We start from the raw sequence: 22,838 nt of genomic DNA, 5'->3' as shown, positions 1-22,838 counted from the left end.
AGCCCGTTAGTCTAGCGTCTGTTGCCGGCCAGGTTGTGCGGCGGCGGGGGATTTTCCGCGCGCGGCAGCGGCAGCGAGGGCGAGCGCTTCACCGTGCGCAGCACGAAGCTGGAATTGACGTCGGCCACGCCGGCGGCATTGAGCAGGTGGTCGAGCAGGAAACGCGAGAAATCCGCGAGGTCGGCCACGTAGATATGCAACAGGTAGTCCATGTCGCCGGTGAGCGCGTGGCAGGCCACCACTTCGTCCCAGCCGTTGACGCGTTCGACGAAACGCTCGATCACCTCCGCCTCGTGCTTTACCAGCTGCACGCGCACAAACGCCTGCAAGCCCAGGCCCACCGCCTGCGGGTCGACCTGGGCGGCGTAGCCGGTGATCACCTGGTCCGCTTCCAGCCGCTGCAGCCGGCGCAGACAGGCCGAGGGCGACAGATTCACCCGCTCGGCCAGCTCGGCATTGGTGATGCGCCCCTCCGTCTGCAACACGGAGAGCAGGCGCAGGTCGGTGCGATCCAGCGCGTTCATGCACGATACTCCGTTTCAATCATTCATTGACGCAAGGATATTGCACTGTAACGCCTTGTATGCGCAATTTTGCAAGCTTCGTGCGGCGCGTTCGCCGTATCCTCTGGTTGGTCATTCCGGTATGCGCCGGAATCCAGTCCACCCCGGAGTCCGCCATGGATCACAACACGCCCCGCAAGGTCGAACACCACCAGACCGACCGCGGCTATATCCCGGTCTATGCGACCGGCGTGGTCGAGCAGCCGTGGGACAGCTACACCCGCACCGACCATGAGGTGTGGGACACCTTGTACAAGCGCCAGCGCGAACTGCTGCCCGGCCGCGCCTGCCAGGAGTTTCTCGCCGGCGTGGAACGCTTCGGCCTCGGCGACGGCGGCATCCCGAAGTTTTCCGAACTCAACAAGGTGCTGGCCGAGGCCACCGGCTGGGAGCTGGTGGCGGTGGAAGGCCTGTTGCCGGACGAGGTGTTCTTCGACCATCTCGCCAACCGCCGCTTCCCGGTGAGCTGGTGGATCCGCAAGCCCGACCAGCTCGACTACCTCAGCGAGCCGGACCTGTTCCACGACTTGTTCGGCCACGTGCCGCTGCTGCTCAACCCAGTGTTCGCCGACTACATGCAGGCCTACGGCCGCGGCGGCATGAAGGCCTTCGCGATCGGTCCCGAGGCACTGATGAATCTCACCCGCCTGTACTGGTACACGGTGGAGTTCGGCCTGATCAACACCGGCGAAGGCATGCGCATCTACGGCGCCGGCATCGTCAGCTCCAAGGGCGAGTCGATCTACTGCCTGGACTCGCCCGCGCCGAACCGCATCGGCTTCGGCCTGGAACGCGTGATGAGCACGCGCTACCGCATCGATACCTACCAGCAGACCTACTTCGTGATCGACAGCTTCGAGCAGCTGTTCGAGGCCACCCACCCCGACTTCACGCCGATCTACGCGAAGCTCAAGACGGAGCCCGCACATGCGGCGGCCGATGTGCTGGACGACGATCGCGTATTCAATCGCGGTACGCGGGAAGGGTTCGCCACCGGCGCGGATACCTGAGCCTCCCCGCCACGTGCGAACCAGGGCCGGCCATGCGCCGGCCTTTTCGCATCGCGGCCTTGCATTGGATCGGCGCCGTCACCATGCGTGAGGCTTGTCCGCCATCCATGCAGGGAAGCCATGCTCGTGGAATCGCTCGCCAGCCTCGATCTTGCCGGCATAGACACCTTGATCTTCGCTGGCGGCGGCAATCGCTGCTGGTGGCAGGCCGGCGCCATCTCGCACCTGCTCGCACGACACTGGCGGTTACCCACGGAGCTGGTGGGCACCAGTGCCGGCGCGGCCGTGGCCGCGGCGTTCCTCACCGCCGGGCCGCACGTTGCGCTCACGGCCTGTCAGCGCCTGTATGCCGACCGCACCCGCATGTTCGAGTGGCGCGGCCTGCTGCGTGGACGCTTGCACTTTGCGCATCGTCACATCTACCCGGCGTGGCTGGCCAGCTTCGTCGATGCCGACCATTTCCAGTCGCTGCGGCAGTCGTCGCACCGCTTGCAGGTGGCGGTTACCCGGCCCGCACGCTGGCTGGGCCTGCGCGGCTCTATCGGCGTCGCCACGATGGCGTATCTGGCGGACAAATTCCTGCATGGCCCGCTGCACCCGCGGCTGCCGCGGCGACTCGGCTTGCGGCAGGAGTTTCGCAACCTGCACGACTGCGGCAGCCTCGACGAGGCACGCGCGCTGCTCGCCGCGGCGGGCGCCGCACTGCCGTTCATCCCCGCTCGCCGCGTCGATGGCCGATACGCCTTCGATGGCGGTTATACCGACAGCGTGCCGCTGCCCGCCCAGGACGCGGACCAACGGTCCCGCACCCTCGTGCTGCTGACCCGCCATTATCCGAAGCTGCCCACGCTGTTCCGCGCCAACCAGCGCTGCTACTGGCAACCGAGCACACGTATCCCTGTCGGCATGCTCGACTGCACCGCACGCGCTACCGTGCTCGATGCCTGGGCCCTCGGCGAGCGCAATGCGCAGGACGCATTGGCACGTGGCGTGTTGCGCATCGGCTGACGCGCAGCGACACGGCGTCCGGCTGGTTGCTGCCCGCTCGGCAGACCTTGCCAGCCCTGCCCGCGCGTGCCGGTGCCCGTACAAGCTCAACCGCGGTAGCGCAGCGCATCCACCACCAGCGCGAAGGCGGGCGAAGGCTGCCGGCGGCTGGGGTAATAGAGGTGATAGCCGGGGAACGGTGGGCACCAGTCTTCCAGCACGCGGACCAGCCGCCCCTTGGCTACCTGCGGCAGCACCATGTCCTCCGGCAGGTAGGCGATGCCGAAGCCATCGAGCGCGGCGACGAGCATTTGCGCCGGCGTGTTGAACACCAGCTGGCCGTCCACCCGCACGCGCAACTCGCGGCCGCGCCGCGCGAATTCCCACGCGTACAGACCGCCGTAGGTAGCCAGGCGCAGATTGATGCAGCGATGTGCGGTCAACTCCTGCGGCTTCGCCGGCACCGGATGCCGCGCAAAGTAGACCGGAGCAGCAACAGCAGCCATGCGCAGCATCGGCCCGATCCGCACCGCGACCATGTCCTTCTCCACCTGCTCGCCCATGCGCACGCCGGCATCGAAGCGCTCGGCCACGATGTCCTTCAGGTGCTGGCTGATGTCGAACTCGACGTGGATGTCCGGATACTGCCGCAGCAACGGGGCAAGCCGGGGCCACAGGATCGCATCGAGCGCATGCTGGCCGGTGGTGATGCGCAGGCTGCCCGCCGGCTTGTCGCGCAGCGCGGTCAATGCCGCGAGTTCCGCTTCGATCTCGTCGAAGCGCTGGCCGACCGTATCCAGCAGGCGTTCGCCCGCCGCCGTGGGTGCGACGCTGCGCGTGGTGCGGTTGAGCAGTCGCAGGCCCAGCCGCGCCTCCAGGCCGCGCACGGCGTGGCTCAGCGCCGACTGCGAAACACCGAGCTTTGCCGCCGCCCGGGTGAAGTTGCGCTCGCGCGCCACGGCGAGGAAGGCGAGCAGGTCGTTGAGCTTGCTGCGTGGCATACATGAATTTCATTCATGGGCGCATGCGCAATCTACCAGCTTATCGTGGCGCCGGAGGGGCACTAGATTGCCGGTCGTACCCACGACCTTTCCCGGAGTGCCCCATGCCCGCTGAGTCCACCACCGCCCGCCAGGCGTTCGGCGACGTCGCGCCGGCGCTTGCCGCCTACACCGACCAGGTATTGTTCGACGACGTCTGGCAGCGTCCCGGACTCACGCCGCGCGAGCGCAGCCTGGTTACGGTCGCCAGCCTGGTCGCGCTCTATCGCGGCAATGAGTTGCCGTTTCACCTGCGGAAGGCGCTCGACCATGGTGTCAGCCGCGACGCGCTGGTCGAACTGATCACCCACCTTGCCTTCTACTCGGGTTGGCCCACCGCCAGCTCGGCGCTGGCGATCGCGCGGCGTGTGTTCGCCGAGGCAGGAGTCTGACCATGGAACTCAAACCGAACAGCACGCAGGCCTCCATCCAGGGACCGGCCGACTGGTTCACCGGCAGGGTGCGCATCGACCCGCTGTTCGCCGCGGTCGAGCCTTCGTGCTGCAGCGGCGCCAGCGTCAGCTTCGAGCCGGGCGCGCGCTCGGCCTGGCATACGCATCCGCTGGGCCAGGTGCTGATCGTCACTGCCGGCTGCGGCTATGTGCAGAGCTGGGGCGGCCCGGTGCGCAGGATCCGGCCCGGCGACGTGGTGCGCTGCCCGCCCGGCGAAAAGCACTGGCATGGCGCCGCGCCCGGCACCGCAATGACTCATATCGCGATCCAGGAAGCACTCGACGGCAAAGCGGTCGACTGGCTGGAGAAAGTCAGCGACGAGCAATACCGGCAAGGCGAACAGGCGGACTGATCCAGCCGCCACGCTTCCCGATTGACGCAATGCTCCACGCGCCAGCCGCCTGACGGCAGTGGGGTCTTCGAACGGATTCTTACTTCCCGGCCGGCGCCCGCGGCAGTTCGCTCACCTCGAACACCTGCGCGATGCGCGTGCCGTCCCAGCGGTAGACCAGGTGCTGCGCCTGCACGCACGGCGCAACCACGTCAGGCTGGAACGCGGCCACGCATTCGCCGCCGGGGTGGCGCACGCTGTCGTAGACGATGCCGTTGGAACCGGCTTCGCGCAGCACCCGCGCCAGTTTCACGCCTGCGGTATAGACGTCCGCATCGTGCTCGGCTGTCCAGCCACCGCGGATGTCGTGCAGCTTGCTGTCGATGCGTGTGCGGTAGCAGCGCATCTGGATGTCGCAAGCCGCTTCGGCGGTGGCGGCCAGGAAACGCTGGCGGTGGTACACGGTCTCCTCCACCGCGGTGGCCACCGAATGCGCGGCATAGAACACACCCCACGTGCCATCGGAAAAGCGGCTGCCCTCCGGATTCAGGTGGGTGAAGGCCGCCATCACCGGCGTGCTGCCCGGGCCGCTGATGCGATGCTCCTTCGGCACCAGCCTCAGCGCGCCGGCTTCCTCGCGCAGCCGCGGGTTGGTCAGCGCCTCGATCGCGAACACAGCGTCAAGATCCGCCGGATCGGCAATGCGGTCGTACACGCCTACTGGCGGAAAGCGACTGGGCACGATGCGATAAGCATGGCTCCAGCGGATGCGACGGACGGGTGGGAGATCGGCGGGCATCGCGGGTATCCATGGCGCGTCGGTGGGAAGCGCCGTTCCTGTTGGCCGGGAGGACAAGCATGGCGAGCGGCGATCTCGCGGGGCGCGACCGGCGCCACGACGCGGCCTCAACCGCGCTGCGCGTCCAGGTACTGGCGCACCACGAACAGATCGGCCACGTTGCCCGACAGCATACGTTCCAGCGCCGAATGCCCGCCGAACAGCGGCGCCGCGTTCGGCTTGCGCAACCAGGCGTCCGCCCGCGCGGGATCGGGGAACAGGATCTGCAGATCCTTCCAGATGCCGAGCAGGTAGCTGATGCGTTCCATCGTGTCGCGGCCCAGACTGCCGTCCAGCTCGCGCTTCCACTTGTAGAAAGTCGATTCGGGCGGATCGCCGAGCAGCTTGCGCTGCTCGGCGACGCGCAGATCCCAGTGCTCGGCAAGACGGAAGAAGCTGCGCAAGGCAGGCGCCGCCAACGCCCCGGCGGCTGCGGGGGAGTGCGACGCGGCTTCAGCGATACGACCCGTATGTGCATTCATGGCGCAACTCTCCATGTAAAGCATGCACAGATTTTACTTCCCGAATGAAGCCAAGTCCAATGCCGCCGCGCCGCGCTTCAGGGCGCGTCCGTCCTGGCCTTACCCTTCGCGCAATCGCAACCGTAATCCGGCTCTGGACCGCCATCCTTGATGAACTTGTCGATACGCGCCTCCAGCACCGGCAGCGGTACCGAGCCGGTGGAGAGCACCGTATCGTGGAAGGCGCGGATGTCGAATTTCTCGCCTAGCGCCTTCTCCGCCTTCGCGCGCAGTTCGAGGATCTTCAGGTAGCCCAGCTCGTAGCTGTCGGCCTGGCCGGGCCAGCTGATGTAGCGATCCACCTCGTTGGCGATCTCCAGCGGACTCAGCGCCGTGTTCCCGGTCAGGTAGTCGATCGCCTGCTGGCGCGTCCAGCCGAGATGATGGATGCCGGTATCGACCACGAGGCGGCAGGCCCGCCACATCTGGTAGGTGAGGTAGCCGAACTGTTGGTAGGGCGTCTGGTAGATGCCCATCTCGTTGCCGAGGTATTCGGAGTACAGGCCCCAGCCTTCGCCGTATGCGGAGATGTAGCCGTTGCGGCGGAACGCCGGCTGGCTGTGGTCCTCCCCGGCCAGTTCCAGCTGCAAGGAGTGGCCGGGGTAGCTTTCGTGCAGGGTCAGCGCCGGCATGTTGTACAGCCCGCGCGACTTCAGGTCGTAGGTGTTGACCAGGTATTCGCCCGCGCCGCCGCGACCGGAGGTGTAGTACGGCGCGATGTCGGGCGACACCGGCACGATGGTGAAGCGCTCGCGCGGCAGATGGCCGAAGAACTTCGACATCTTGCCGTCCACTTCCTTCGCGACCCACGCGGTCTTGTCCAGCAGCTCCTGCGGCGTGGTTGCGTAGAACTGCGGGTCGGTACGCAGGAAATGCAGGAAGTCGGCGAAGCTGCCCGTGAACCCGGTCTGCTTCATCACGTCGAGCATCTCGGCGTGGATCTTCGCCACCTGCTGCAGGCCGATCTGGTGGATCTGATCGGGCGAGAGATCCAGCGTGGTGTATTCGCGGATCTGCTGGCGGTAGTAAGCCTTGCCGTCGGGCAGCGCCTCGGCGGCGAGGGTGGTGCGCGCCTGCGGCACGTATGCGTCGTCGAAGAATTTCAGCAGCGTCGCGTAGGCGGGAATCACCTGGTCGCGGATGCGCTGCACTGCCTCGCCGCGCAGCGCCTGCGCCTGATCCGCGGGGATCGTGGCGGGTATCTGCTTGAACGGCGCGTAGAAGCTGCTGGCGGTGGGGTCCTGCAGATTCGCGACGGCGGCGATCGACTGGTCGCGGCCCTTGAGCACTGCACGCGGCACGCTGAAACCGCGATCCAGGCCCATCCGCATATTGTCGATCTGCTGCTCGAAGTAATGCGGGATCTGGCCGAGGCGATCGAGGTAGTTGCGGTAGTCGTCCACGCTGCGCAGCCGCTCACCGCCCAGGTCGAGATCGCTCCAGAATGCCGAGTCGCTGTTGAACGGCATCTGCCACTGCTTGAACTCTTGTCCGGCGATGAAGTTGCGGATCTGCTCGCGGTACACCGCGTAGTTCACCCGGTTCTCGGACGACAGCTGCTGCACGTCGACCGTGTCGAGCTGCTGCATTACCTTGCGCCAGTAGTCCAGGCGCTGCTGCTGGCTGGCAGCGTCCACGTCGTCGAGGCGGCCGTTGTTCGGCTGCGACTCGCCCGAGACGCTGATGCCGGCCTGGCCGGTGCGCCAGGCCCATTCCTGCTGGTAGATTTTCTGGAAGCGCGCATCGGCGTTCTGCTGCGCCCATGCCGGCACGGCCAGGGCAAAGATCAAGGCCATGCAGCCGATGCATGTAGCGGTTTTCACTGCGTGCGACTCCCGGTGGATGATGACGCCGCGGCGGGCGCCGACACGGCATCTTCCACGCTCCAGCTGTTCAATGCCTGTGGCGGAAGTTGGGGCAGCGCCGCGCGCAGCAGCAACGCGCGCGTGTCGTCCTTCAGGCGCGCCACGCGCAAGCCGATGCCGCGCGCCTGCAACCAATCGGCGAAATCGGCCAGCGCCTCCAGTGCGGTGCTGTCCAGATCGGGCGACTCCTCCAGGCTCAGGATCACCTGCTTCAGGCCCGCACGCTGCTCCACCTGCTGCCGCGCCAGCGCCAGCATCGATTCGGCATTGGCGAAAAACAGCGGCTCCTCCGGCCGCAGGATAAGCAGGCCGGGCAGTTGCACGGCGTCCGGGTGCTGCGCGATGTCCACGTAGTCGTGGCTGTCGCCAAACCGGCCGAGCACTCCCAGGCGCGGGGTGGCGAGCTGGCGCAACAGCAGGATCAGGCTGAACGCGATCGCCACCAGCAGGCCGTCGAGGATGCCCAGCGACAGCACGGCCAGCACCGAGGCCAACGCCAGCAGGCGGTCGCGCTTCCATTGCAGATAGGGGCGGAACACCGACAGCCGCCACGACTTGCTCACCGCGTGGATCACGATCGCCGCCAGCACCGCCAGCGGAATGCGCTCGATCCAACGCAGCAGCAACGCGACCATCAACAACACGCTGGCACCGGCGACCAGACCGGCCAGGCGCGAGCGGGCGCCCGCGGCCTCGTTGGCCGACGTGCCGGAGTAGCCGGCGCCAACCGGCATGCCGTGCAGCAGGCCGCACAACACGTTCGCCAGACCCAGCACCAGCAGGTCGCGGTTCGGCTGCACGGGGTCGCCATGCTTCAGGGCAAAGCCGCGGATCGAGCTGTACGACTCCGCGTACAAGATGAGCAGCAAGGCGGCGCCCAGTTCCACGCTGGGCAGCCATTGCTCCTGTGTCGGCCAGCTTGGCATCGCCCAGTCCGGGTGCAGGTCGATGGCGCCGGTCAACGGCACGCCGTGCCGCGCCAGCCAGCCGGAGGCGAGCACGCCCAGCGCGATCACCAGCAGGCTGCCGGGCAGGCGGCGCACGCGCTCGCAGGCGAACAGCAGCAGCAAGGCGAGCACGCCGGTGGCGAGCGTGACCGGCTGCAGCTGGCCGCTGCCGCGCAGCAGGTCCACCACCAGCAAGGGCACGAAATCGCCGTGCAGCTCGGCCCAGCCGCCGAGGTGCGGCAGCTGTTTCAGCGCGATCACGATCGCCAGCCCGAAGGTGTAGCCGCGCAACACCGGCCGCGCGATCAGATGCGACAGCCCGCCGAGGCGGGCGAAACCGGCAATCAGGAAGCAACCGCCGCCGAGCAGCACCAGCGTGGCCGCGATCGCTACCCGTGCGGCCGCGTCGTTGCCGGCCAGCGCCAGCGTGCCGGCCGCCAGCACCGCGGCCGACGACGAAGTCGCGGAGACGATCGCGTAGCGGCTGCGGCCCAGCAGGCCGTAGCAGACCAGCCCCACGAACAGCGCGATCACGCCGGCCTGCGGCGGCAGCCCGGCGATGCCCGAATACGCCACCGCCTCGGGTACCAGCAGGCCGGCGATCGCCAGGCCAGCCAGTACGTCGGCCATTCGCGCCGACGCAGCGGCGGGGTCGGCGCTCACTGGATGGCTCCACTCCAGCCCGGCAGGTAGGCCGTATCGTGCGAATGCGCCAACAGCAGGGCCTGCTGCAGTTGCTTGGCGGTAACGCGGCCACCCTTCAGCTTCAGGTGGTGCCGGTAGTAGTCGGCCCACAGGAATTCCGCATACGGCGTGGCGTCCTTGGAATAGCCGCCGGCCATGCGCACGCGCGCCGCCAGCGTGCGGTAAGGGTCGTCCGTCAGCGCGCCGAGGCCGGCAGGTATCGCCTCATAGGCCTGTCGTTCGCCGCGCGCGTCGTAGGGATGCGCCCAGCGGTTGAACTCCATCGTGCGCCAGAACACCGCTGGCTCCAGCCAGGAGAAATCGCGCTGGATCATCACCGGGACCTGTTTGACCTTCTCTTCGAGCAGAGCCAGCCCGAGGTGATGGTGGTCGACGATGAAGATCTGGTTCTGCGGGCCCAGCACGCCGGGGAACCAGTGCTCGGCCAGCAGCTCCTTGCGCTTTTTCTTGCCGAGCTTTTCCCACTCGGCGCGCTTGTCCACCACCTCGGCCCGGCCCACGGTCATCTGAGTGGGGCGCAGCTTTGCCGGAGAAACCGATAGCAGGGGATGACGTACACCAGAGGACATGACGCGACTCCTGTGCTGACCACGGTCAGCGCAGGGTAGCGGAACTGCGCGGCGGCGGTTATGCCATTCCGCCGTAGTCGCCGCGCACCGCCTGCAGGTAGGCGTCCAGGTCGCGGCCGGCGACGGTGGCGAACACCTCGCCGGTCTCGTCCAGGGTGTCGATGCGGTCTGGGCGGAAATTGCGGAATCCCTCGCGCAGCCGGCACCACGCGCCCAGCGTCCACTTGCCCCCCCAGAACGCCAGGCACAGCGGTTCGACGTCGCGCGCGCTGGCGCGCCCCGCCTCGTCGCGGTAATCCAGCCGCAACACGCGGTTGCCGCTGATCGCTCCGTGCAAGCGGTCGATGCGGGCGGCGAATTCAATGGTTCGCTCGTCGCGCCACATCGGCGCGTAGATGCGCGTACGTGCGGCGCGTTCGCGCAGCTCGGGCGGCAACACCGCCTCGATCTTCAACAGCGCCGCCTGTGCGCCGGTGGCCAGCTTCTCGCCCGCGAACGCACGCACGAAGCGCGTGCCCACCACCAGCGACTCGAGCTCGTCGGCGGTAAACATCAGCGGTGGAATGTCCGCGCCCTTGCGCAGTACGTAGCCCACGCCCGCTTCGCCCTCGATCGGTACGCCGGAGAGCTGCAGGTCGGCCACGTCGCGGTAGACGGTGCGCAACGATACGCCCAGCGTTTCGGCGAGGTTGCGCGCGGGCAGCGCGGTGCGCCGTCCGCGCAAGGCGTGGATGATGAGGAACAGGCGATCGGCGCGACGCATCTGCACATGATGCCGCGAACCGCGTCGCAATGCCTGCGACGCAAGTCATGGACGTCCATCCCGGCAGTCCGCGTGCGCGCGCCATCCATCGGCTCAGCCCTGCTTCGCCGCCCGCAGCGCGGCGTCTTTTTCCACCGCGCGGCGGATGGCCGGGCGCACGGTCACCCGGTCGATGTAGGCGCGGATGGCCGGCGTCTCCGGCACCATGCCGAACTTCACTGTCCAATCCAGCGCGATGCCCCACAGCACGTCGGCAGCAGTGAAACGCTCATCCAGCAGCCACGGTCCGTGCGCGAGCTGGGCGGTAAGCGCATTGAGCACATCGTCCCAGCTGCCGTAGGGCGAGCGGGCCGCCGGTGCCGGTTCGCGCTGCATCGAGCGATCCAGCAGCGCCGGTTCGAAACAGGAGCCGTAGAACACCAGCCAGCGCAGGTACGGCCCGCGCAGCGGATCGTCCACGGCAGGCGCCAGTCCCGCCTCGGAATAGAGGTCGGCCAGGTAGATGAACACCGCCGGTTGCTCAGCCACCAGCGCACCCTGGTGCAGGATCGCCGGTACCTTGCCCATCGGGTTGATCGCCAGGTACGCGGGCTGGCGCTGCGTACCGGCCGCGAGATCGAGCAGATGCAGTTCGTAGTCGGCGCCCAGTTCTTCGAGCAGGGCCAGCGTGCCGAGCGAACGCGACGGCGTGGCATGGAAGAAGCTGACGCGGGGTCGGATCATCATGGCCATCGTGTCCTCGGGCAGGTTCAGAGGTGCCGGGTCTCGGCGGGCGGGTTCATCCAGTTGTTGGCGCGGCCGTCGCACCAGCGCAGCGGTGCGTCGATCAGCTCCTGCGGCGCGATGTCGTCGAGGCAGGCAAGGTTGACCGACACGTAGTCGCCGCCGATCTGCTCCACGTAGCCGCGGCCGAACGACCGCACGCCACAGTGGCGGCAAAACAGGTGGTGCGCACTCAGCGTGCCGAACTGGTAGTCGGACAGGGCGTCCTCGCTGGCAAGCAGGCGGAAGTCCTGCGGCTTGATGGTGATGCCCCACGACCGCGTCTTGGCGCAGATCGAGCAGTTGCAGCGGCTGGTGGTGCCGGCGGCGAGGTCGAGGTCGGCTTCATAGCGCACTGCGCCGCAATGGCAGCTGCCGTGATAGGTCTTCTTCATTTCCGGCTCCGGATGGTGGGTACGAAATGATGCAAGCCGAGCAATGCCACCAAGCTAAAGCGGCGGCGGTGCATGGGACGTCCCTGGGCATCCTTCCGCCTGGCCGACTGCGGCAGGCGGTACTGGCCGTCCAGCAACAGGCCTTGCAGATACAACGGTCGATAGGCCATCACGACGCGATCGAGGAGGGGTTTCTTAGTCATGGCGTGAGCTCTACTTGAAAGTGCGGCCATGAATGGCCGCGGTTGAACCCGCAGAATCGGACTGCGTTCCCAAAGCAGGGACTTGATCGAAACAGCGCTCATGGACGAGCGCACAAGCCACTCCGTCTCCTCAGGCCGCCACCGCGGTGGTGCCAACCAGCCACGGCGGCGGCAGCGCGTGCTTGTACAGGCGGAACCAATGCTCGCGGTCGCTGGCGTTGTACAGATCCAGGGTGCGGATCACTTCGCGCGCGAATTCCACGCTGCCGAGCTGATTAGCGGTAAGCGTGCCGCCGTCGCTGACCGCGAGCACCGAGCCGTCGTATTGCTCGGCGCCGCGGTAGTCAGGCACGTGGGTGTCGATATGGCCAGCATGGTTGCCGGTGTGCCGGCAGTGGTCGAGCAGGCCGGCGCGGGCCAGTGCCAGCACGCCACTGTCGATGCCGGCCACCGGTGCGCCGGCTGCATGCACGCGGCGTGCCGCGGCCACCGCCGCCAGGCCCTCGCCACGCGTCCACAGGTGGCCGCCAGGCAGAATCAGCAGCGCCGCACGCGCCAGGTCGAGCTGGGCCAGGCTCAGTTCGGGCTGAACCGTGAGCCCGCCCATCGACACCACTGGCGCCGTCGAGAAACCCACCGCCTGCACCCGCCAGTCGCCAGGACGGCGGATCTCGCACAGGGCCAGTGCGGCTTGCCAGTCGGCGTAGCCGTCGAAGACGAGGAAATAAACCGTGTCGCGCATGCCGTTCCCTCCGTGTTGGAGGTGCATGATGCGCGGCCCCTGCTGCCATCGTGATGTCAGCAGGATGGCAGCGACAGGGCGTCAGGGACTGAAGAAGTTCGTCGCGATCTTGGCGATGATGCGCAGGCACAGCAGGACCGCGCCGACGATCGCAACCCATTTGGCGATGGCAAAGAAGACCGGCCCGATGTCGGCGATGGCCAGGCTCAGCACGCCGCCCATGACGGCGATCATCCCGGCGATGAGGAAGATGCCGAGGAAGGGGCGCCACTCCTTGGTGTTGAGTTTCTCGCCAATCAGGCCGATCAGGCCAAGGACGAGCATGATGACGAATATGGCGCCAATGACCGCACCCATACGACGAATCCCCCTGCTTGGAAGTGGTGTGGTAAGTGCTGCTCAGCCCGCCAATGCACGGATGGCCAGCATCAGGCCGTAGAGCAGCGCACCGATCAACGCGCCTACCAAGGTTCCGTTATAGCGGATGTACTGGAGGTCGCGGCCCAGGCTGAGCTCCAGTTGCTCGGTCAGCTCCTCGGCGCTCCAGGCCTTGACCCGGTCGACAATGAACTGGCGGATCTTTTCCCGGTACTCGTCGGCGAGCGGGTCGATGGTGTCCATCACCCAGCCGTTGAACCAGTTTTTCATCTCTTCGCTCGCCTGCAGTTGGGCACCCAGGCCCATCGCGGCACCCAGCACGTGCCGGTGGATCGCCGAGGACGGGCTGGCAAGATCGTCGCGCAACCAGGCCATGGCGGCGTGCCACAGGTCCCGCACGTAATGGGACAGTTCCTGGTTGGCCAACACCTGGTCGCGGAAGGCGTGGACCTTGCCGCGCAGGACCGGGTCCGATTGCAGTCGCCCGATGTACTCGGGAATCTGCCGCTCGAAACGTTCCCTCAGCTCATGTTCGCGGTTCTGCGCCATTTCACGCAGCAGCTGTCGCGTGCCTTGCGCCATCTTGTTCGCCAGCGCCTCGGCGATCGGCTTGTCCACATGCAGCCAGCGCGCCGCCGCCCAGAGCTCTTCGGCAACCTTGGCCGCCAACATGGCCCGCACTTCGTCGCGATCGACGTATTCGGCCACGTCGTGCAGCAGGCTGTCGACGGCTTCGTGGTGACGACCATCCTTCGTCAGCACGGAGAGCAACTGTGCCAACAGGTTCGACACGTCCAGGCCGGCCAGCTTTTCGCGCGTGGCGTCGCGCACGAATACCTGCAATTCGTCGCTGTCGAGCATGTCGACGAACCGCGGCGAGAGCCTGACGACGAAATCGGCCACCTTGCGCGCCGAAACGGGGTCGGCCAGTCCGCGAGCCAGGCGTTCGGCCGGATCGAACTGGCGGATCTTGTCCAGGATCTGCGCCTTGCCCAGGAAATGGTCGCAGATGAAGTCGGCCAGGCTGCTGCCGATCTTGTCCTTGTTCCTGGGGATGATCGCGGTGTGCGGGATCCAGCGCTGGCCCAATGGGGCGCGGAACAATGCCACCACCGCGAACCAGTCCGCCAGGCCGCCGACCATCGCGGCCTCGGCCGCCGCCGCCACCAGGCCGATGCCCCAATGCGTATGTTTCGGATCGAGCAGGGTCGCGCCAACGAATACCACGCAAGCCACCACCAGCAATGCCGCGGCGGTGGCTTTCTTCTTGCCCAGATCCTTCTGCTTGCCGGCCTGCACCAGCGCCGCCGTCGCAACCGACGGATCCCCGTAATCCATGACGCGACTCCCTGTCCCGAAGCCGCTCATCATACGTTGCGCCACGTCTCATGGTTCAAGACGCCTGGCTGACGGCTTGCCGTGGCTCCGGCCAGGCCGGGCTGGCGCGGTTCAGGCGGAGCCGGGAGAATGGCGACTCTTTCCCGCCACGGACCCGTCATGAAGCCCGTCTCGCTGATCCAGTTCCTGATCGAGGAACGCCGCGCCGGCCACATCAACGCCGAACTCTCCCTGCTGATCGAAGTGGTGGCGCGTGCCTGCAAGCGCATTGCGGTGGCGGTGAACAAGGGCGCGCTGGGCGGCGTGCTGGGCAATGCCGGCACCGACAACGTGCAGGGCGAGGCGCAGAAGAAGCTGGACGTGATCTCCAACGAGATCCTGCTGGAGGCGAACGCCTGGGGCGGCCACCTCGCCGCCTGCGCGTCCGAGGAAATGGAAGATCCGCAGCCGATCCCGGACATGTACCCCAAGGGTCAGCACCTGCTGTTGTTCGATCCGCTGGACGGCAGCTCCAACATCGACGTGAACGTCTCGGTCGGCACGATCTTCTCGGTGCTGCGCTGCCCGGACGACGTGGCCGAGGCGAAGGCCGAGCATTTCCTGCAGCCTGGCATCACCCAGCTGGCGGCCGGCTACGTGGTGTACGGCCCGTCCACCGTGCTGGTGCTCACCTTCGGCCACGGCACGCACGAGTTCACGCTGGACCGCGAGGTGGGCAGCTTCGTGCTGAGCCGGCGCGACATCCGCATCCCGGAGGCCACCGCCGAGTTCGCGATCAACATGTCCAACCAGCGCCATTGGGAAGCACCGATGCAGCGCTACATCGGCGAACTGCTGGCCGGCAAGGATGGCCCGCGCGGCAAGGACTTCAACATGCGCTGGGTGGCCTCGATGGTGGCGGACGTGCACCGCATCCTCACCCGCGGCGGCGTGTTCTATTACCCGCTGGACGCCAAGATCACCGCCAAGGGCGGCACCGGCAAGCTGCGCCTGATGTACGAAGCCAACCCGATGGCCTTCATCGTGGAGCAGGCCGGCGGCGCAGCCACCACCGGCCGCGAGCCCATCATGGGCGTGCAGCCCACCAGCCTGCACCAGCGCGTGCCGGTATTCCTGGGCTCGAAGCAGGAGATCGAGCAGGCCACGCACTACCACCTGCAAGCGGACGGCGCGCAGGGTTGAGGTTTCCGCCTCCCCCGCACCCCGGGGGAGGCGACCGGCGAACCGGCCGCCCCCACTTTCCTTCTCTGCCCTCCCCCATGCGCTTCCGCCGCCTGCTCCTGCCTCTGCTCGCCGCGCTCGTGCTCGGCGCCTGCACCCATGCGGCCAAGCCCGTTCCGCCACCACCTGCACCACCGCCGCCGCCGCCGAAGCTGAAGATCGGCATCGCGCTGGGTGGCGGCGCGGCGAAGGGTTTCGCGCACATCGGTGTGATCAAGATGCTGGAGGCCAGCGGGATCCATCCCGACGTGGTCGCCGGGACCAGTGCCGGCAGCGTGGTCGGCGCGCTGTACGCCAGCGGCATGGATGCGTTCCAGATGCAGCAGGTCGCCTTCGGCCTCGACGAGACGAAGATCCGCGATGTGCGGCTGTTCTCCGGCGGGCTGGTGCAGGGCAAGGCGCTGCAGGACTACGTGAATCAGCTGGTGAACCACCAGCCGATGGAACGATTGAAGATGCCGTTCGCCGCGGTAGCCACCGAACTGGAAACCGGCCAGCGCACGGTGTTCGTGCGCGGCAACACCGGCGAGGCGGTGCGTGCCTCCTCCAGCGTCCCTGGTGTGTTCGAGCCGGTGGCGATCCGCGGCAAGCACTACGTCGACGGCGGCGTGGTCAGCCCGATTCCGGTGGACGCCGCGCGCCAGCTCGGCGCGGATTTCGTGATCGCGGTGGATATCTCCGCCATGCCCGACGGCGGCAACCCGCAAGGCATGCTGGACATCGTGGGCAAGTCGATCACCATCATGGGCCGACAGCTGGCCGCGCAGGAAATCGCCCGTGCCGACGTGGTGATCCGGCCCGACCTCAGCGGTATCGGCCCCGCCGACTTCGAGCAAAAGAACCTGGCCATTCTCGCTGGCGAGAAAGCCGCGTTGGCGGCGATCCCCGCCATCCGGGCCAAGCTCGCCGCGCGCCAGGCCACGCAGGCGGTCGCCAAGCCCTGACAATCCGCACATGGCGCGCCGCCGCCTGCGGTTGTAGCGTGTCGGTTTCCCCCGCACACGGGCCTGCACCATGCCGAAGTCTTCGCACCTGATCGTTTCACTGGCGCTGCTTGTCTCGCCCCTGCTCGTACAGGCGGCCCCGGATACGCACGCCGCTCCGCACGCTGCCATCCCGCTGCCCAAGCTCGGCAAGGTCCTGCGTATCGGCGACGTGGCGTTGTCGCCCGATGGCACGCGCCTCGCGTGGGTGCAGGAAGGCAAGCAGCCGGTGATCGAACTGGCCGATGCCGACGGACGGCACGCGCAAGCGCTGGACGTGGGCGCGAAGCTCGCCGAATGCAGCAAGGGCGACCTCGCCTGGTCGCCGGATTCGCATCGGCTTGCCTTCATCGCCAACTGCAGCCACGACCTCACCAATACCGAGGCGATGCATACGGACGTCTATCTCGCCGACGTCGCCGGCAAGGCCGCGCCGCGCGAAGTGGCCAAGCTCGCAGGCTATGCGCGCGCGCTGGCGTGGACGGCCAACGGCCGGTCGCTGGGCTTCCTCTACGTGCCCGGCGCCACCCGCCATGCCAGTGCGACTGCCGCAGGCAAGCCGCAGGTGGGCGTGATCGGCGAGGAACCGGAAGAGATCCAGCGCGTGGCCAGCCTCGACGTGGCCAGCGGCATGCTGCACACGCTTACCCCGGCCTCGCTGTATGCCTATGAATTCGGCTGGTCGCCGGATGGTTCCCACATCGCCTACACCGCCGCGCCGCCGCCGGGCGACAACAACTGGTGGGTAGCCAAGCTCTACGTGCAGGACGCGAAGGAAGGCGCCGCACCGCGCACGGTCGTCGACCCGTCCACCGTGAGCGGTTCGCTGCATGGCCTGCAGATGGCGCTGCCGCGCTGGTCCCCGGACGGTTCGCGTATCGCCTTCATCGGCGGCCTGATGAGCGACCAGGGTTCCACTGGCGGCGATCTCTATACCGTGTCGCCCGCCGGTGGCCAACCGGCCAACCTCACCCCCGGCATCAAAGTGACACCGGAATGGTTCGCCTGGGCAGGCAAGGACGCGCTGACGGTGAGCCAGAACGCCAAGGGCAAGGTGCAGCTGGCCCGCTACGACATCCATGGCGAACAGGCCACCGCGCAAGCGCCGTTCTTCACCGTGCCGGCGATGATCGGTGCCGGCGGTGCCGTGCTCTCGGTGTCATTGTCCGCCGACCACCAGCGTGTGGCCTTCGAGCAAAGCTCCTACGAGCACGCGCCGGAAGTGCACGCCGGCAAGCTGGACGGTACGCCGCCGCCCGCCGTCACCTCGCTCAACGCCGGGCTGAAGCCCGCGTGGGGCAAGGCCCAGTCGGTGGAGTGGAAGAGCGAAGGCCGTGACGTGCAGGGCTGGCTGCTCTACCCGGCCAACTACGACCCGCACAAGACCTACCCGATGATCGTCAGCGTGCACGGCGGCCCGGCCTGGGGCGTGCTCGCCAGCTGGCCCGGCCTGGGCGCCATGTATTCCATCGAAGGCTATTTCCTGTTCATGCCCAACCCGCGCGGCAGCTTCGGCCAGGGCGAGGACTTTGTGCAGGCCAACCGCAAGGACTTCGGCTACGGCGATCTGCGCGACGTGCTCGCCGGCGTCGACGCAGTGGAAAAAATGGCGCCGGTGGACGACCGCCGCCTCGGCCTCACCGGCTGGAGCTATGGCGGCTTCATGAGCATGTTCGCGCCCACCCAGACGCAGCGCTTCCGCGCCGTGGTCGCCGGCGCCGGCATCTCCGACTGGCAGAGCTACTACGGCGAAAACCAGATCGACCAGTGGATGATCCCCTACTTCGGCGCCAGCCTGTACGACGATCCAGCGGCCTACGCCAAGAGTTCCGCGCTCAGCTTCATCAAGCAGGCCAAGACCCCGACCCTCATCATCGTCGGCGACCGCGACGAGGAATGCCCCGCGCCGCAGTCGTTCGAGTTCTGGCACGCGCTGAAGACGCTTGGCGTGCCCGCCGAACTGGTGGTGTACCCGAACGAAGGCCACCACTTCGAGAACCCGGAACACAACCGCGACTTGGAGCAGCGCTCGCTGGCATGGTTCGCGAAGTACCTGTCGGCAACCAAGTAAGCCGCCCAGCCCCTCTTCCGAAGGGAGGGGGGCTTTCCACTGTCACGGAAGACGGGTGCCTATGAACCTCGCCCTGTTCGACTTCGACGGCACCCTCACCACGCGCGAGACCTTCGGCGACTTCATGCGCTTCGCGGTAACGCCGTGGCGGCGCATGCTGGGTGCGCCGCTGTTCGTACCCATGCTGGCGGGCTACAAGCTGGGCTTCGTTTCCGGCACGCGTATCCGCCAGTCGGTCACGGACTTCGGTTTCCGCGGCATGCCGGTTGGCCACGTGCGCGCCGCCGGCGAACGTTTCGCCGCCGAATTCCTGCCCGGCGTGCTGCGGCCCGAAGCCATGCAGCGCATGGTCTGGCATCGGAACCAGGGCGACAAGGTCGTGCTGGTCTCCGGCGGCCTGGACGCCTACCTCGTGCCATGGTGCCGGCAGCACGGCCTCGAGCTGATCTGCTCGATCCTGGAAACCCGGGGCGAGCGTCTCACCGGCCATTACCGCGGCGCGCAATGCGTCGGCGAGGAAAAAGCCCGCCGCGTGCGCGAACGCCACGAACTCAGCGCCTATCGCACGTGCTACGCCTACGGCGACACCCACGAGGACGAGGCCATGCTGGCGCTGGCGCACAAGCGTTTTTATCGCGGCGTGGAAAGGATCTGAACCGGCGCGGTCAGAACAGCTCCCCCTGCGGCGACGGCTTGCGCGGCGGCAGGAAGCGCGAGGTGTCCAGCTGGAGTTCGCGGGCGCGGCCGAAACCATGTTTTCGGCAGGCGATCTCGAAGCGCTTGCGCAGCAGTTCGGCGAACACGCCCTGCCCGCGCATGCGGGTGCGGAAATCGCTGTCGTAGTCGCGGCCGGCGTTCATCTGGCGCACCAGGCTCATCACGTGTTCGGCGCGCTGCGGCGCGTGCAGCGCCAGCCATTCGCGGAACAGCTGCTTCAACTCCCATGGCAGGCGCAGCACGGTATAGCCGGCACAGCGGGCACCGGCTTCGTGGGCGCGCGCGAGCACGGCCTCCATGTCTTTGTCGTTGAGCGCGGGAATGATCGGCGCGACCAGTACGCCCACCGGTACTCCGGCCTCGGCCAACGTGGCGATGGCCTTCAGTCGCCGGTGCGGCGCACTGGCGCGCGGCTCCAGTTTCGCCGCGAGGTGGTTGTCGAGCGAGTTCACCGAGACGAACACCTGCACCAGGCGGTCGCGCGCCATAGTCGCGAGCATGTCGAGGTCGCGCTCCACCAGCGCGTTCTTGGTCACAATGGTGCACGGATGGCGGCACTCGGCCAGCACTTCCAGCGCGGCGCGGGTGAGCCGCCACTTCTTCTCGATCGGCTGGTACGGATCGGTATTGCTGCCGATGTTGATCGGCTTCGGCACGTAGCCGGGTTTGGCCAGCTCGGCACGCAGCACTTCGGCGAGGTTGCCCTTGGCGCGGATCTTCGTTTCGAAGTCGAGCCCGGGCGAGAGGTTGAGATAGCTGTGACTGGGTCGCGCGAAGCAATAGACACAGCCGTGCTCGCAACCGCGAAACGGGTTCAGCGCCTGATCGAAACCGATGTCGGGCGAGTCGTTGCGGGTGATGACGCTGCGGGCGCGCTCCTCGGTGACCTCGGTGCGCGGGCGCGGCGCGGCTTCGTCCAGCAGCGCGTTCCGCCAGCCATCGTCTTCGGCCTGATGGCGGAGGGTTTCGAAGCGCCCCTCCGGGTTGGAGGCGGCGCCGCGGCCCTTGATGGCCGTAGGCGGTGCGTCTGGATATTCCATCGATGCAGTGTGCGCCCGCCGTGTCTCAGCACGGGCGACACCACTGCCGCAACCGCAACCGCGATATGCCCGCCGTCACATGGCGCGCGATGCGCCCACCGGCAGCACGGTGCGCTGCTGGCTGTCGTTGATGATCTCGGCGGCGGACAGATAGAACGCCAGCACCGCGGTGAGCAGGCCCATGTAGCCGCCGGCCTGGTGCAGGCCCGGCATGCCGGTCCATTCGCCTGCGGCAAGCAGGAAGAAGGTGATCCACAGCGCCAGGAAGATCAGCTGCAGCGCACGCGGCGCACGGAACGTACCCAGCCACATGTAGAAGGTGAACACGCCCCACAGGCACAGGTACCAGCCGACGAAGGCCGCCGGCACCTTGTCGTGCAGGAACAGTACGAACAGCGCGAACGACCACCAGAACGCACCGTAGCTGAGGAAGGCGGTGGCGCCGAAGGTATTGCCGCGTGGCAGCTCCATCACGCCGGCGATGGCCTGGGCGGTGCCGCCGTAGGCCAGGGCACAGGCCAGCACCATGCCCATCGCTTCGCCGGCGAACCAACCGGCGTTGATCATGCTGAGCAGCCAGGTGGTCAGCGCGAAGCCGGCCAGGCCCAGCGGCGCAGGATTGGAAAACTTCGCTTGCGTGCTCGCGTCACTCATCGTGGTTATCCCCAGGTGGTCGGATGGCGATGCCTGAGCCGTGTCCAGCGCGCGCGGTGGGCCATCCACGCACCGCGCACCGGCTCGTGTCGTCGCGGGTATCCCCGCTGTCGTGAAACGGAACGCGGGCGGCATCCTCAGATGCCGCCGTCGCTCAGAAGTGGTACAGCGCGCTCACGCTGAGCTGATTGCCACTGGTGGTCTTGGTGTTGGTGCCGTTGGTCGTGCTGTCCAGCCAGCCGTACAGCCATTCGAGGCCGAGCTCGTAGCTGCCGGCCGCGTAATCCACGCCCAGTCCGGCCTGGCGGCCGCGCAACAAGCCGGTGGAACCGTTGCCCATCCAGCGCACCACGTCGTTCCGGTTGAGCTTGCTGGTCGCGTAGAGCGCGGTGAGGCTCCAGTTCGGCGTGAAGTTGTAGCCGGCCTGCAGGTAGCCGCCGGTATCCTTGATGTCGCCGAACTGCGACAGGTCGCCGAACACTTCGCCGAGACCCTTGCCGGTGTAGGCATTGGCCCTGAACACCCAGGGACCGGGCTTCCACTGGCCGCCCACTTCGTAGCCCACGCTCTTCACGCTGGACTTCACCGGTGTCGACGCAGCGCCGTTCACACCCTTCAGGTTCACCTCGCTGTAGTGCGCCACCGCGTAGGCCAGCCAGTCCTTGCCCTGTGCGTGCAGGCGGGCTTCCAGCTGTGGGCGGAAGCCGGCGTTGCCGGCAGTCAGGTAGTTGGTGTTGTTGACCGCGCCGTCCGGCCCGTTCCACGAACCCTCGAAGGCACCCAGATCCAGGCGCCACTTCGTGCCTTCGCTGCCGTGGTTGAGATCCTGCATCCACACGACGCCAGGGAAGCGCCAGCCGATCATGCCGGTACCGAAGCCCAGCGGAAACGCGATGTGCGACAGCGAGGCGGTCACGTTGTCGAGCGGGAACAGCAGCTCCCACTGCTGACCGATGCGTATCGTGCTGCCGGTGTCGGGATTGATCAGGTCCATGTAGGCCTGGCGCAGGCGCGGCGTGGGCTGCTGCTGACTGTAGGCGCCGGTGCCGTTGAAACCGCCGAAGAAGTCCATCTCGATGCGGCCGCCGCCAGTCCAGTCACCGGTCAGCTTGGCGCCGCTGAAGTCCAGCCAGAAGCGCGTGTTGCGCACGTCCACGCCACTGAGCGAACCGGTGGAGCCGGCCACCGGGTACTCGGCATTGGCGCCGTTGCCATAGGCGAAACTCTTGCTCTGGCTGAAAGCCGAGGCGCTGATGAAGCCATGCAACGCCACCGACAGGCCAGGCGCCGTGGTGAATACCGGTTTGGACTCGGCAGCCGGCGCGACGGCGGCGCTCTGCGCCGGCGCAGCCGCCGCCGGCTGGCTGGCTGCCTGCTGCTTCTGCGCCTGGATCATCGCCTTGAGTTGGGTCAGCTCCTGCTCGAGCTGGTCCACCCGTTGTTCCAACTGCTGCTCGCGTGCGCTGGCGGCGGCGCTCGCGCTCGACGATGCGCTGGTCTGGGCCTGCACCGCCCATGGCAACGCCAGCGCGCAGGCGACGCCCAGCGCCAACGGCCGGCGGCAACGACGGATAAGTGTCGGGCTCATGAAGGCTTCCCCAGGATGGCAGTGGGGCGAGCATGCTCACGCCTGTACGCGCATGACTATTCGCCGATGGTCGTACCTCGACCAAAGTCGATGCGCGGGACTCCTCGCCACAGTGGCGACACGGCTACACTCGAAAGCCCGTGCAAGCCGCTCG

At 67.3% G+C, this 22,838-nt stretch carries 25 protein-coding genes; 8 read left to right on the top strand and 17 right to left on the bottom strand.

Going from position 1 to position 22,838, the window contains the following annotated elements; all coding sequences use genetic code 11:
• Nucleotides 1-11: 11 nt before the first annotated feature.
• Nucleotides 12-524 carry an Lrp/AsnC family transcriptional regulator gene (locus tag ISP14_RS12290; protein WP_404540214.1) on the bottom strand — a complete coding sequence of 171 codons (513 nt, stop codon included), beginning with the start codon at nt 522-524 and terminating at the stop codon, nt 12-14.
• 155 nt (nt 525-679) lie between these two features.
• On the opposite strand from ISP14_RS12290, the gene phhA reads away from it, so the two are divergent.
• Together phhA and ISP14_RS12280 are read left to right on the top strand one after the other, a co-directional pair.
• The gene (gene phhA / locus ISP14_RS12285; RefSeq protein ID WP_404540212.1) at nt 680-1,573 is read left to right on the top strand and encodes a phenylalanine 4-monooxygenase; all 894 of its coding nucleotides are present in this window, start codon (nt 680-682) and stop codon (nt 1,571-1,573) included.
• A 120-nt stretch (nt 1,574-1,693) separates the two neighbouring features.
• Nucleotides 1,694-2,581 carry a patatin-like phospholipase family protein gene (locus ISP14_RS12280; protein ID WP_404540210.1) on the top strand — a complete coding sequence of 296 codons (888 nt, stop codon included), beginning with the start codon at nt 1,694-1,696 and terminating at the stop codon, nt 2,579-2,581.
• An 86-nt stretch (nt 2,582-2,667) separates the two neighbouring features.
• Here ISP14_RS12280 and ISP14_RS12275 read toward each other — a convergent pair whose 3' ends face one another.
• Entirely contained in the window at nt 2,668-3,561 is an 894-nt protein-coding gene (locus tag ISP14_RS12275) for a LysR family transcriptional regulator (RefSeq protein ID WP_404540208.1), read from the bottom strand.
• Nucleotides 3,562-3,665: 104 nt separating this feature from the next.
• Here ISP14_RS12275 and ISP14_RS12270 point away from each other — a divergent pair, with 104 nt between their 5' ends.
• Both ISP14_RS12270 and ISP14_RS12265 read left to right on the top strand, forming a co-directional pair.
• Nucleotides 3,666-3,992: a carboxymuconolactone decarboxylase family protein gene (locus ISP14_RS12270; RefSeq protein ID WP_404540205.1), complete on the top strand. Its 327-nt coding sequence runs from the start codon at nt 3,666-3,668 to the stop codon at nt 3,990-3,992.
• A 2-nt stretch (nt 3,993-3,994) separates the two neighbouring features.
• A complete protein-coding gene (locus ISP14_RS12265) occupies nt 3,995-4,405 on the top strand; it encodes a (R)-mandelonitrile lyase (protein ID WP_404540203.1) in 411 nt (136 codons plus the stop codon).
• A 79-nt stretch (nt 4,406-4,484) separates the two neighbouring features.
• Here the strand turns inward: ISP14_RS12265 and ISP14_RS12260 are convergent, their stop codons facing one another.
• The 12 genes from ISP14_RS12260 to ISP14_RS12205 form a co-directional block, all read right to left on the bottom strand.
• Nucleotides 4,485-5,183 (bottom strand): RES family NAD+ phosphorylase, encoded by a 699-nt coding sequence (locus tag ISP14_RS12260; RefSeq protein ID WP_404540201.1) that lies wholly within the window; start codon nt 5,181-5,183, stop codon nt 4,485-4,487.
• A gap of 107 nt (nt 5,184-5,290) precedes the next feature.
• A complete protein-coding gene (locus ISP14_RS12255; protein WP_404540199.1) occupies nt 5,291-5,704 on the bottom strand; it encodes an antitoxin Xre/MbcA/ParS toxin-binding domain-containing protein in 414 nt (137 codons plus the stop codon).
• 77 nt (nt 5,705-5,781) lie between these two features.
• Nucleotides 5,782-7,539 carry a DUF885 domain-containing protein gene (locus ISP14_RS12250; RefSeq protein WP_404540196.1) on the bottom strand — a complete coding sequence of 586 codons (1,758 nt, stop codon included), beginning with the start codon at nt 7,537-7,539 and terminating at the stop codon, nt 5,782-5,784.
• Nucleotides 7,540-7,562: 23 nt separating this feature from the next.
• On the bottom strand, nt 7,563-9,218 hold the full coding sequence (locus tag ISP14_RS12245; RefSeq protein ID WP_404540194.1) for a SulP family inorganic anion transporter: 1,656 nt from the start codon (nt 9,216-9,218) through the stop codon (nt 7,563-7,565).
• Entirely contained in the window at nt 9,215-9,829 is a 615-nt protein-coding gene (locus tag ISP14_RS12240; protein ID WP_404540192.1) for a ParB-like protein, read from the bottom strand. Before ISP14_RS12240 ends, ISP14_RS12245 begins: the two co-directional genes overlap by 4 nt.
• A 58-nt stretch (nt 9,830-9,887) precedes the next feature.
• On the bottom strand, nt 9,888-10,592 hold the full coding sequence (locus ISP14_RS12235; RefSeq protein ID WP_404540189.1) for a helix-turn-helix transcriptional regulator: 705 nt from the start codon (nt 10,590-10,592) through the stop codon (nt 9,888-9,890).
• A gap of 93 nt (nt 10,593-10,685) precedes the next feature.
• Nucleotides 10,686-11,315, bottom strand: coding sequence for a glutathione S-transferase family protein (locus ISP14_RS12230; protein ID WP_404540482.1), 630 nt, complete (start codon nt 11,313-11,315; stop codon nt 10,686-10,688).
• A 26-nt stretch (nt 11,316-11,341) separates the two neighbouring features.
• On the bottom strand, nt 11,342-11,749 hold the full coding sequence (locus ISP14_RS12225; protein WP_404540186.1) for a GFA family protein: 408 nt from the start codon (nt 11,747-11,749) through the stop codon (nt 11,342-11,344).
• Nucleotides 11,746-11,952, bottom strand: a complete 207-nt coding sequence (locus tag ISP14_RS12220) for a hypothetical protein (protein WP_404540183.1) — start codon at nt 11,950-11,952, stop codon at nt 11,746-11,748. Before ISP14_RS12220 ends, ISP14_RS12225 begins: the two co-directional genes overlap by 4 nt.
• Before the next feature lie 130 nt (nt 11,953-12,082).
• Nucleotides 12,083-12,694 (bottom strand): DJ-1/PfpI family protein, encoded by a 612-nt coding sequence (locus ISP14_RS12215; protein WP_404540181.1) that lies wholly within the window; start codon nt 12,692-12,694, stop codon nt 12,083-12,085.
• 81 nt (nt 12,695-12,775) lie between these two features.
• Nucleotides 12,776-13,051: a hypothetical protein gene (locus tag ISP14_RS12210; RefSeq protein WP_404540178.1), complete on the bottom strand. Its 276-nt coding sequence runs from the start codon at nt 13,049-13,051 to the stop codon at nt 12,776-12,778.
• 42 nt (nt 13,052-13,093) lie between these two features.
• A complete protein-coding gene (locus ISP14_RS12205; RefSeq protein WP_404540175.1) occupies nt 13,094-14,410 on the bottom strand; it encodes a DUF445 domain-containing protein in 1,317 nt (438 codons plus the stop codon).
• Between the two features lie 159 nt (nt 14,411-14,569).
• Between ISP14_RS12205 and ISP14_RS12200 the strand changes: the two genes are divergently transcribed.
• From ISP14_RS12200 to ISP14_RS12185, 4 genes are all read left to right on the top strand, one after another.
• A complete protein-coding gene (locus ISP14_RS12200) occupies nt 14,570-15,592 on the top strand; it encodes a class 1 fructose-bisphosphatase (protein WP_404540172.1) in 1,023 nt (340 codons plus the stop codon).
• Nucleotides 15,593-15,669: 77 nt separating this feature from the next.
• Nucleotides 15,670-16,575 (top strand): patatin-like phospholipase family protein, encoded by a 906-nt coding sequence (locus ISP14_RS12195; protein ID WP_404540170.1) that lies wholly within the window; start codon nt 15,670-15,672, stop codon nt 16,573-16,575.
• A 70-nt stretch (nt 16,576-16,645) separates the two neighbouring features.
• Nucleotides 16,646-18,685 carry a S9 family peptidase gene (locus ISP14_RS12190; protein ID WP_404540167.1) on the top strand — a complete coding sequence of 680 codons (2,040 nt, stop codon included), beginning with the start codon at nt 16,646-16,648 and terminating at the stop codon, nt 18,683-18,685.
• 61 nt (nt 18,686-18,746) lie between these two features.
• Entirely contained in the window at nt 18,747-19,340 is a 594-nt protein-coding gene (locus ISP14_RS12185) for an HAD family hydrolase (RefSeq protein WP_404540163.1), read from the top strand.
• Between the two features lie 10 nt (nt 19,341-19,350).
• On the opposite strand, the gene ISP14_RS12180 is transcribed toward ISP14_RS12185, so the two are convergent.
• The 3 genes from ISP14_RS12180 to ISP14_RS12170 form a co-directional block, all read right to left on the bottom strand.
• Nucleotides 19,351-20,442 carry a PA0069 family radical SAM protein gene (locus ISP14_RS12180; protein WP_404540161.1) on the bottom strand — a complete coding sequence of 364 codons (1,092 nt, stop codon included), beginning with the start codon at nt 20,440-20,442 and terminating at the stop codon, nt 19,351-19,353.
• Nucleotides 20,443-20,517: 75 nt separating this feature from the next.
• Nucleotides 20,518-21,096, bottom strand: a complete 579-nt coding sequence (locus tag ISP14_RS12175) for an acetate uptake transporter (RefSeq protein WP_404540157.1) — start codon at nt 21,094-21,096, stop codon at nt 20,518-20,520.
• Between the two features lie 154 nt (nt 21,097-21,250).
• Nucleotides 21,251-22,684, bottom strand: a complete 1,434-nt coding sequence (locus ISP14_RS12170; RefSeq protein ID WP_404540153.1) for a hypothetical protein — start codon at nt 22,682-22,684, stop codon at nt 21,251-21,253.
• Nucleotides 22,685-22,838 lie beyond the last annotated feature (154 nt).

This window comes from Dyella agri, from assembly GCF_044904705.1.
GTDB lineage: Bacteria > Pseudomonadota > Gammaproteobacteria > Xanthomonadales > Rhodanobacteraceae > Rhodanobacter_A > Rhodanobacter_A agri.
Note: the sequence above shows the minus strand (reverse complement) of the source record. Positions and strands in the feature narration are given on the sequence as shown.

What these genes read in the sequence shown, in the direction of transcription:
- ISP14_RS12255 (WP_404540199.1), bottom strand. Translation starts at nt 5,704, where the DNA reads ATGAATGCACATACGGGTCGTATCGCTGAAGCCGCGTCGCACTCCCCC.
- ISP14_RS12215 (WP_404540181.1), bottom strand. Translation starts at nt 12,694, where the DNA reads ATGCGCGACACGGTTTATTTCCTCGTCTTCGACGGCTACGCCGACTGG.
- ISP14_RS12175 (WP_404540157.1), bottom strand. Translation starts at nt 21,096, where the DNA reads ATGAGTGACGCGAGCACGCAAGCGAAGTTTTCCAATCCTGCGCCGCTG.
- phhA (WP_404540212.1), top strand. Translation starts at nt 680, where the DNA reads ATGGATCACAACACGCCCCGCAAGGTCGAACACCACCAGACCGACCGC.
- ISP14_RS12180 (WP_404540161.1), bottom strand. Translation starts at nt 20,442, where the DNA reads ATGGAATATCCAGACGCACCGCCTACGGCCATCAAGGGCCGCGGCGCC.
- ISP14_RS12280 (WP_404540210.1), top strand. Translation starts at nt 1,694, where the DNA reads ATGCTCGTGGAATCGCTCGCCAGCCTCGATCTTGCCGGCATAGACACC.
- ISP14_RS12240 (WP_404540192.1), bottom strand. Translation starts at nt 9,829, where the DNA reads ATGTCCTCTGGTGTACGTCATCCCCTGCTATCGGTTTCTCCGGCAAAG.
- ISP14_RS12230 (WP_404540482.1), bottom strand. Translation starts at nt 11,315, where the DNA reads ATGATCCGACCCCGCGTCAGCTTCTTCCATGCCACGCCGTCGCGTTCG.
- ISP14_RS12210 (WP_404540178.1), bottom strand. Translation starts at nt 13,051, where the DNA reads ATGGGTGCGGTCATTGGCGCCATATTCGTCATCATGCTCGTCCTTGGC.
- ISP14_RS12205 (WP_404540175.1), bottom strand. Translation starts at nt 14,410, where the DNA reads ATGGATTACGGGGATCCGTCGGTTGCGACGGCGGCGCTGGTGCAGGCC.
- ISP14_RS12220 (WP_404540183.1), bottom strand. Translation starts at nt 11,952, where the DNA reads ATGACTAAGAAACCCCTCCTCGATCGCGTCGTGATGGCCTATCGACCG.
- ISP14_RS12265 (WP_404540203.1), top strand. Translation starts at nt 3,995, where the DNA reads ATGGAACTCAAACCGAACAGCACGCAGGCCTCCATCCAGGGACCGGCC.
- ISP14_RS12250 (WP_404540196.1), bottom strand. Translation starts at nt 7,539, where the DNA reads ATGGCCTTGATCTTTGCCCTGGCCGTGCCGGCATGGGCGCAGCAGAAC.
- ISP14_RS12195 (WP_404540170.1), top strand. Translation starts at nt 15,670, where the DNA reads ATGCGCTTCCGCCGCCTGCTCCTGCCTCTGCTCGCCGCGCTCGTGCTC.
- ISP14_RS12225 (WP_404540186.1), bottom strand. Translation starts at nt 11,749, where the DNA reads ATGAAGAAGACCTATCACGGCAGCTGCCATTGCGGCGCAGTGCGCTAT.
- ISP14_RS12260 (WP_404540201.1), bottom strand. Translation starts at nt 5,183, where the DNA reads ATGCCCGCCGATCTCCCACCCGTCCGTCGCATCCGCTGGAGCCATGCT.
- ISP14_RS12235 (WP_404540189.1), bottom strand. Translation starts at nt 10,592, where the DNA reads ATGCGTCGCGCCGATCGCCTGTTCCTCATCATCCACGCCTTGCGCGGA.
- ISP14_RS12200 (WP_404540172.1), top strand. Translation starts at nt 14,570, where the DNA reads ATGAAGCCCGTCTCGCTGATCCAGTTCCTGATCGAGGAACGCCGCGCC.
- ISP14_RS12170 (WP_404540153.1), bottom strand. Translation starts at nt 22,684, where the DNA reads ATGAGCCCGACACTTATCCGTCGTTGCCGCCGGCCGTTGGCGCTGGGC.
- ISP14_RS12190 (WP_404540167.1), top strand. Translation starts at nt 16,646, where the DNA reads ATGCCGAAGTCTTCGCACCTGATCGTTTCACTGGCGCTGCTTGTCTCG.
- ISP14_RS12270 (WP_404540205.1), top strand. Translation starts at nt 3,666, where the DNA reads ATGCCCGCTGAGTCCACCACCGCCCGCCAGGCGTTCGGCGACGTCGCG.
- ISP14_RS12290 (WP_404540214.1), bottom strand. Translation starts at nt 524, where the DNA reads ATGAACGCGCTGGATCGCACCGACCTGCGCCTGCTCTCCGTGTTGCAG.
- ISP14_RS12275 (WP_404540208.1), bottom strand. Translation starts at nt 3,561, where the DNA reads ATGCCACGCAGCAAGCTCAACGACCTGCTCGCCTTCCTCGCCGTGGCG.
- ISP14_RS12185 (WP_404540163.1), top strand. Translation starts at nt 18,747, where the DNA reads ATGAACCTCGCCCTGTTCGACTTCGACGGCACCCTCACCACGCGCGAG.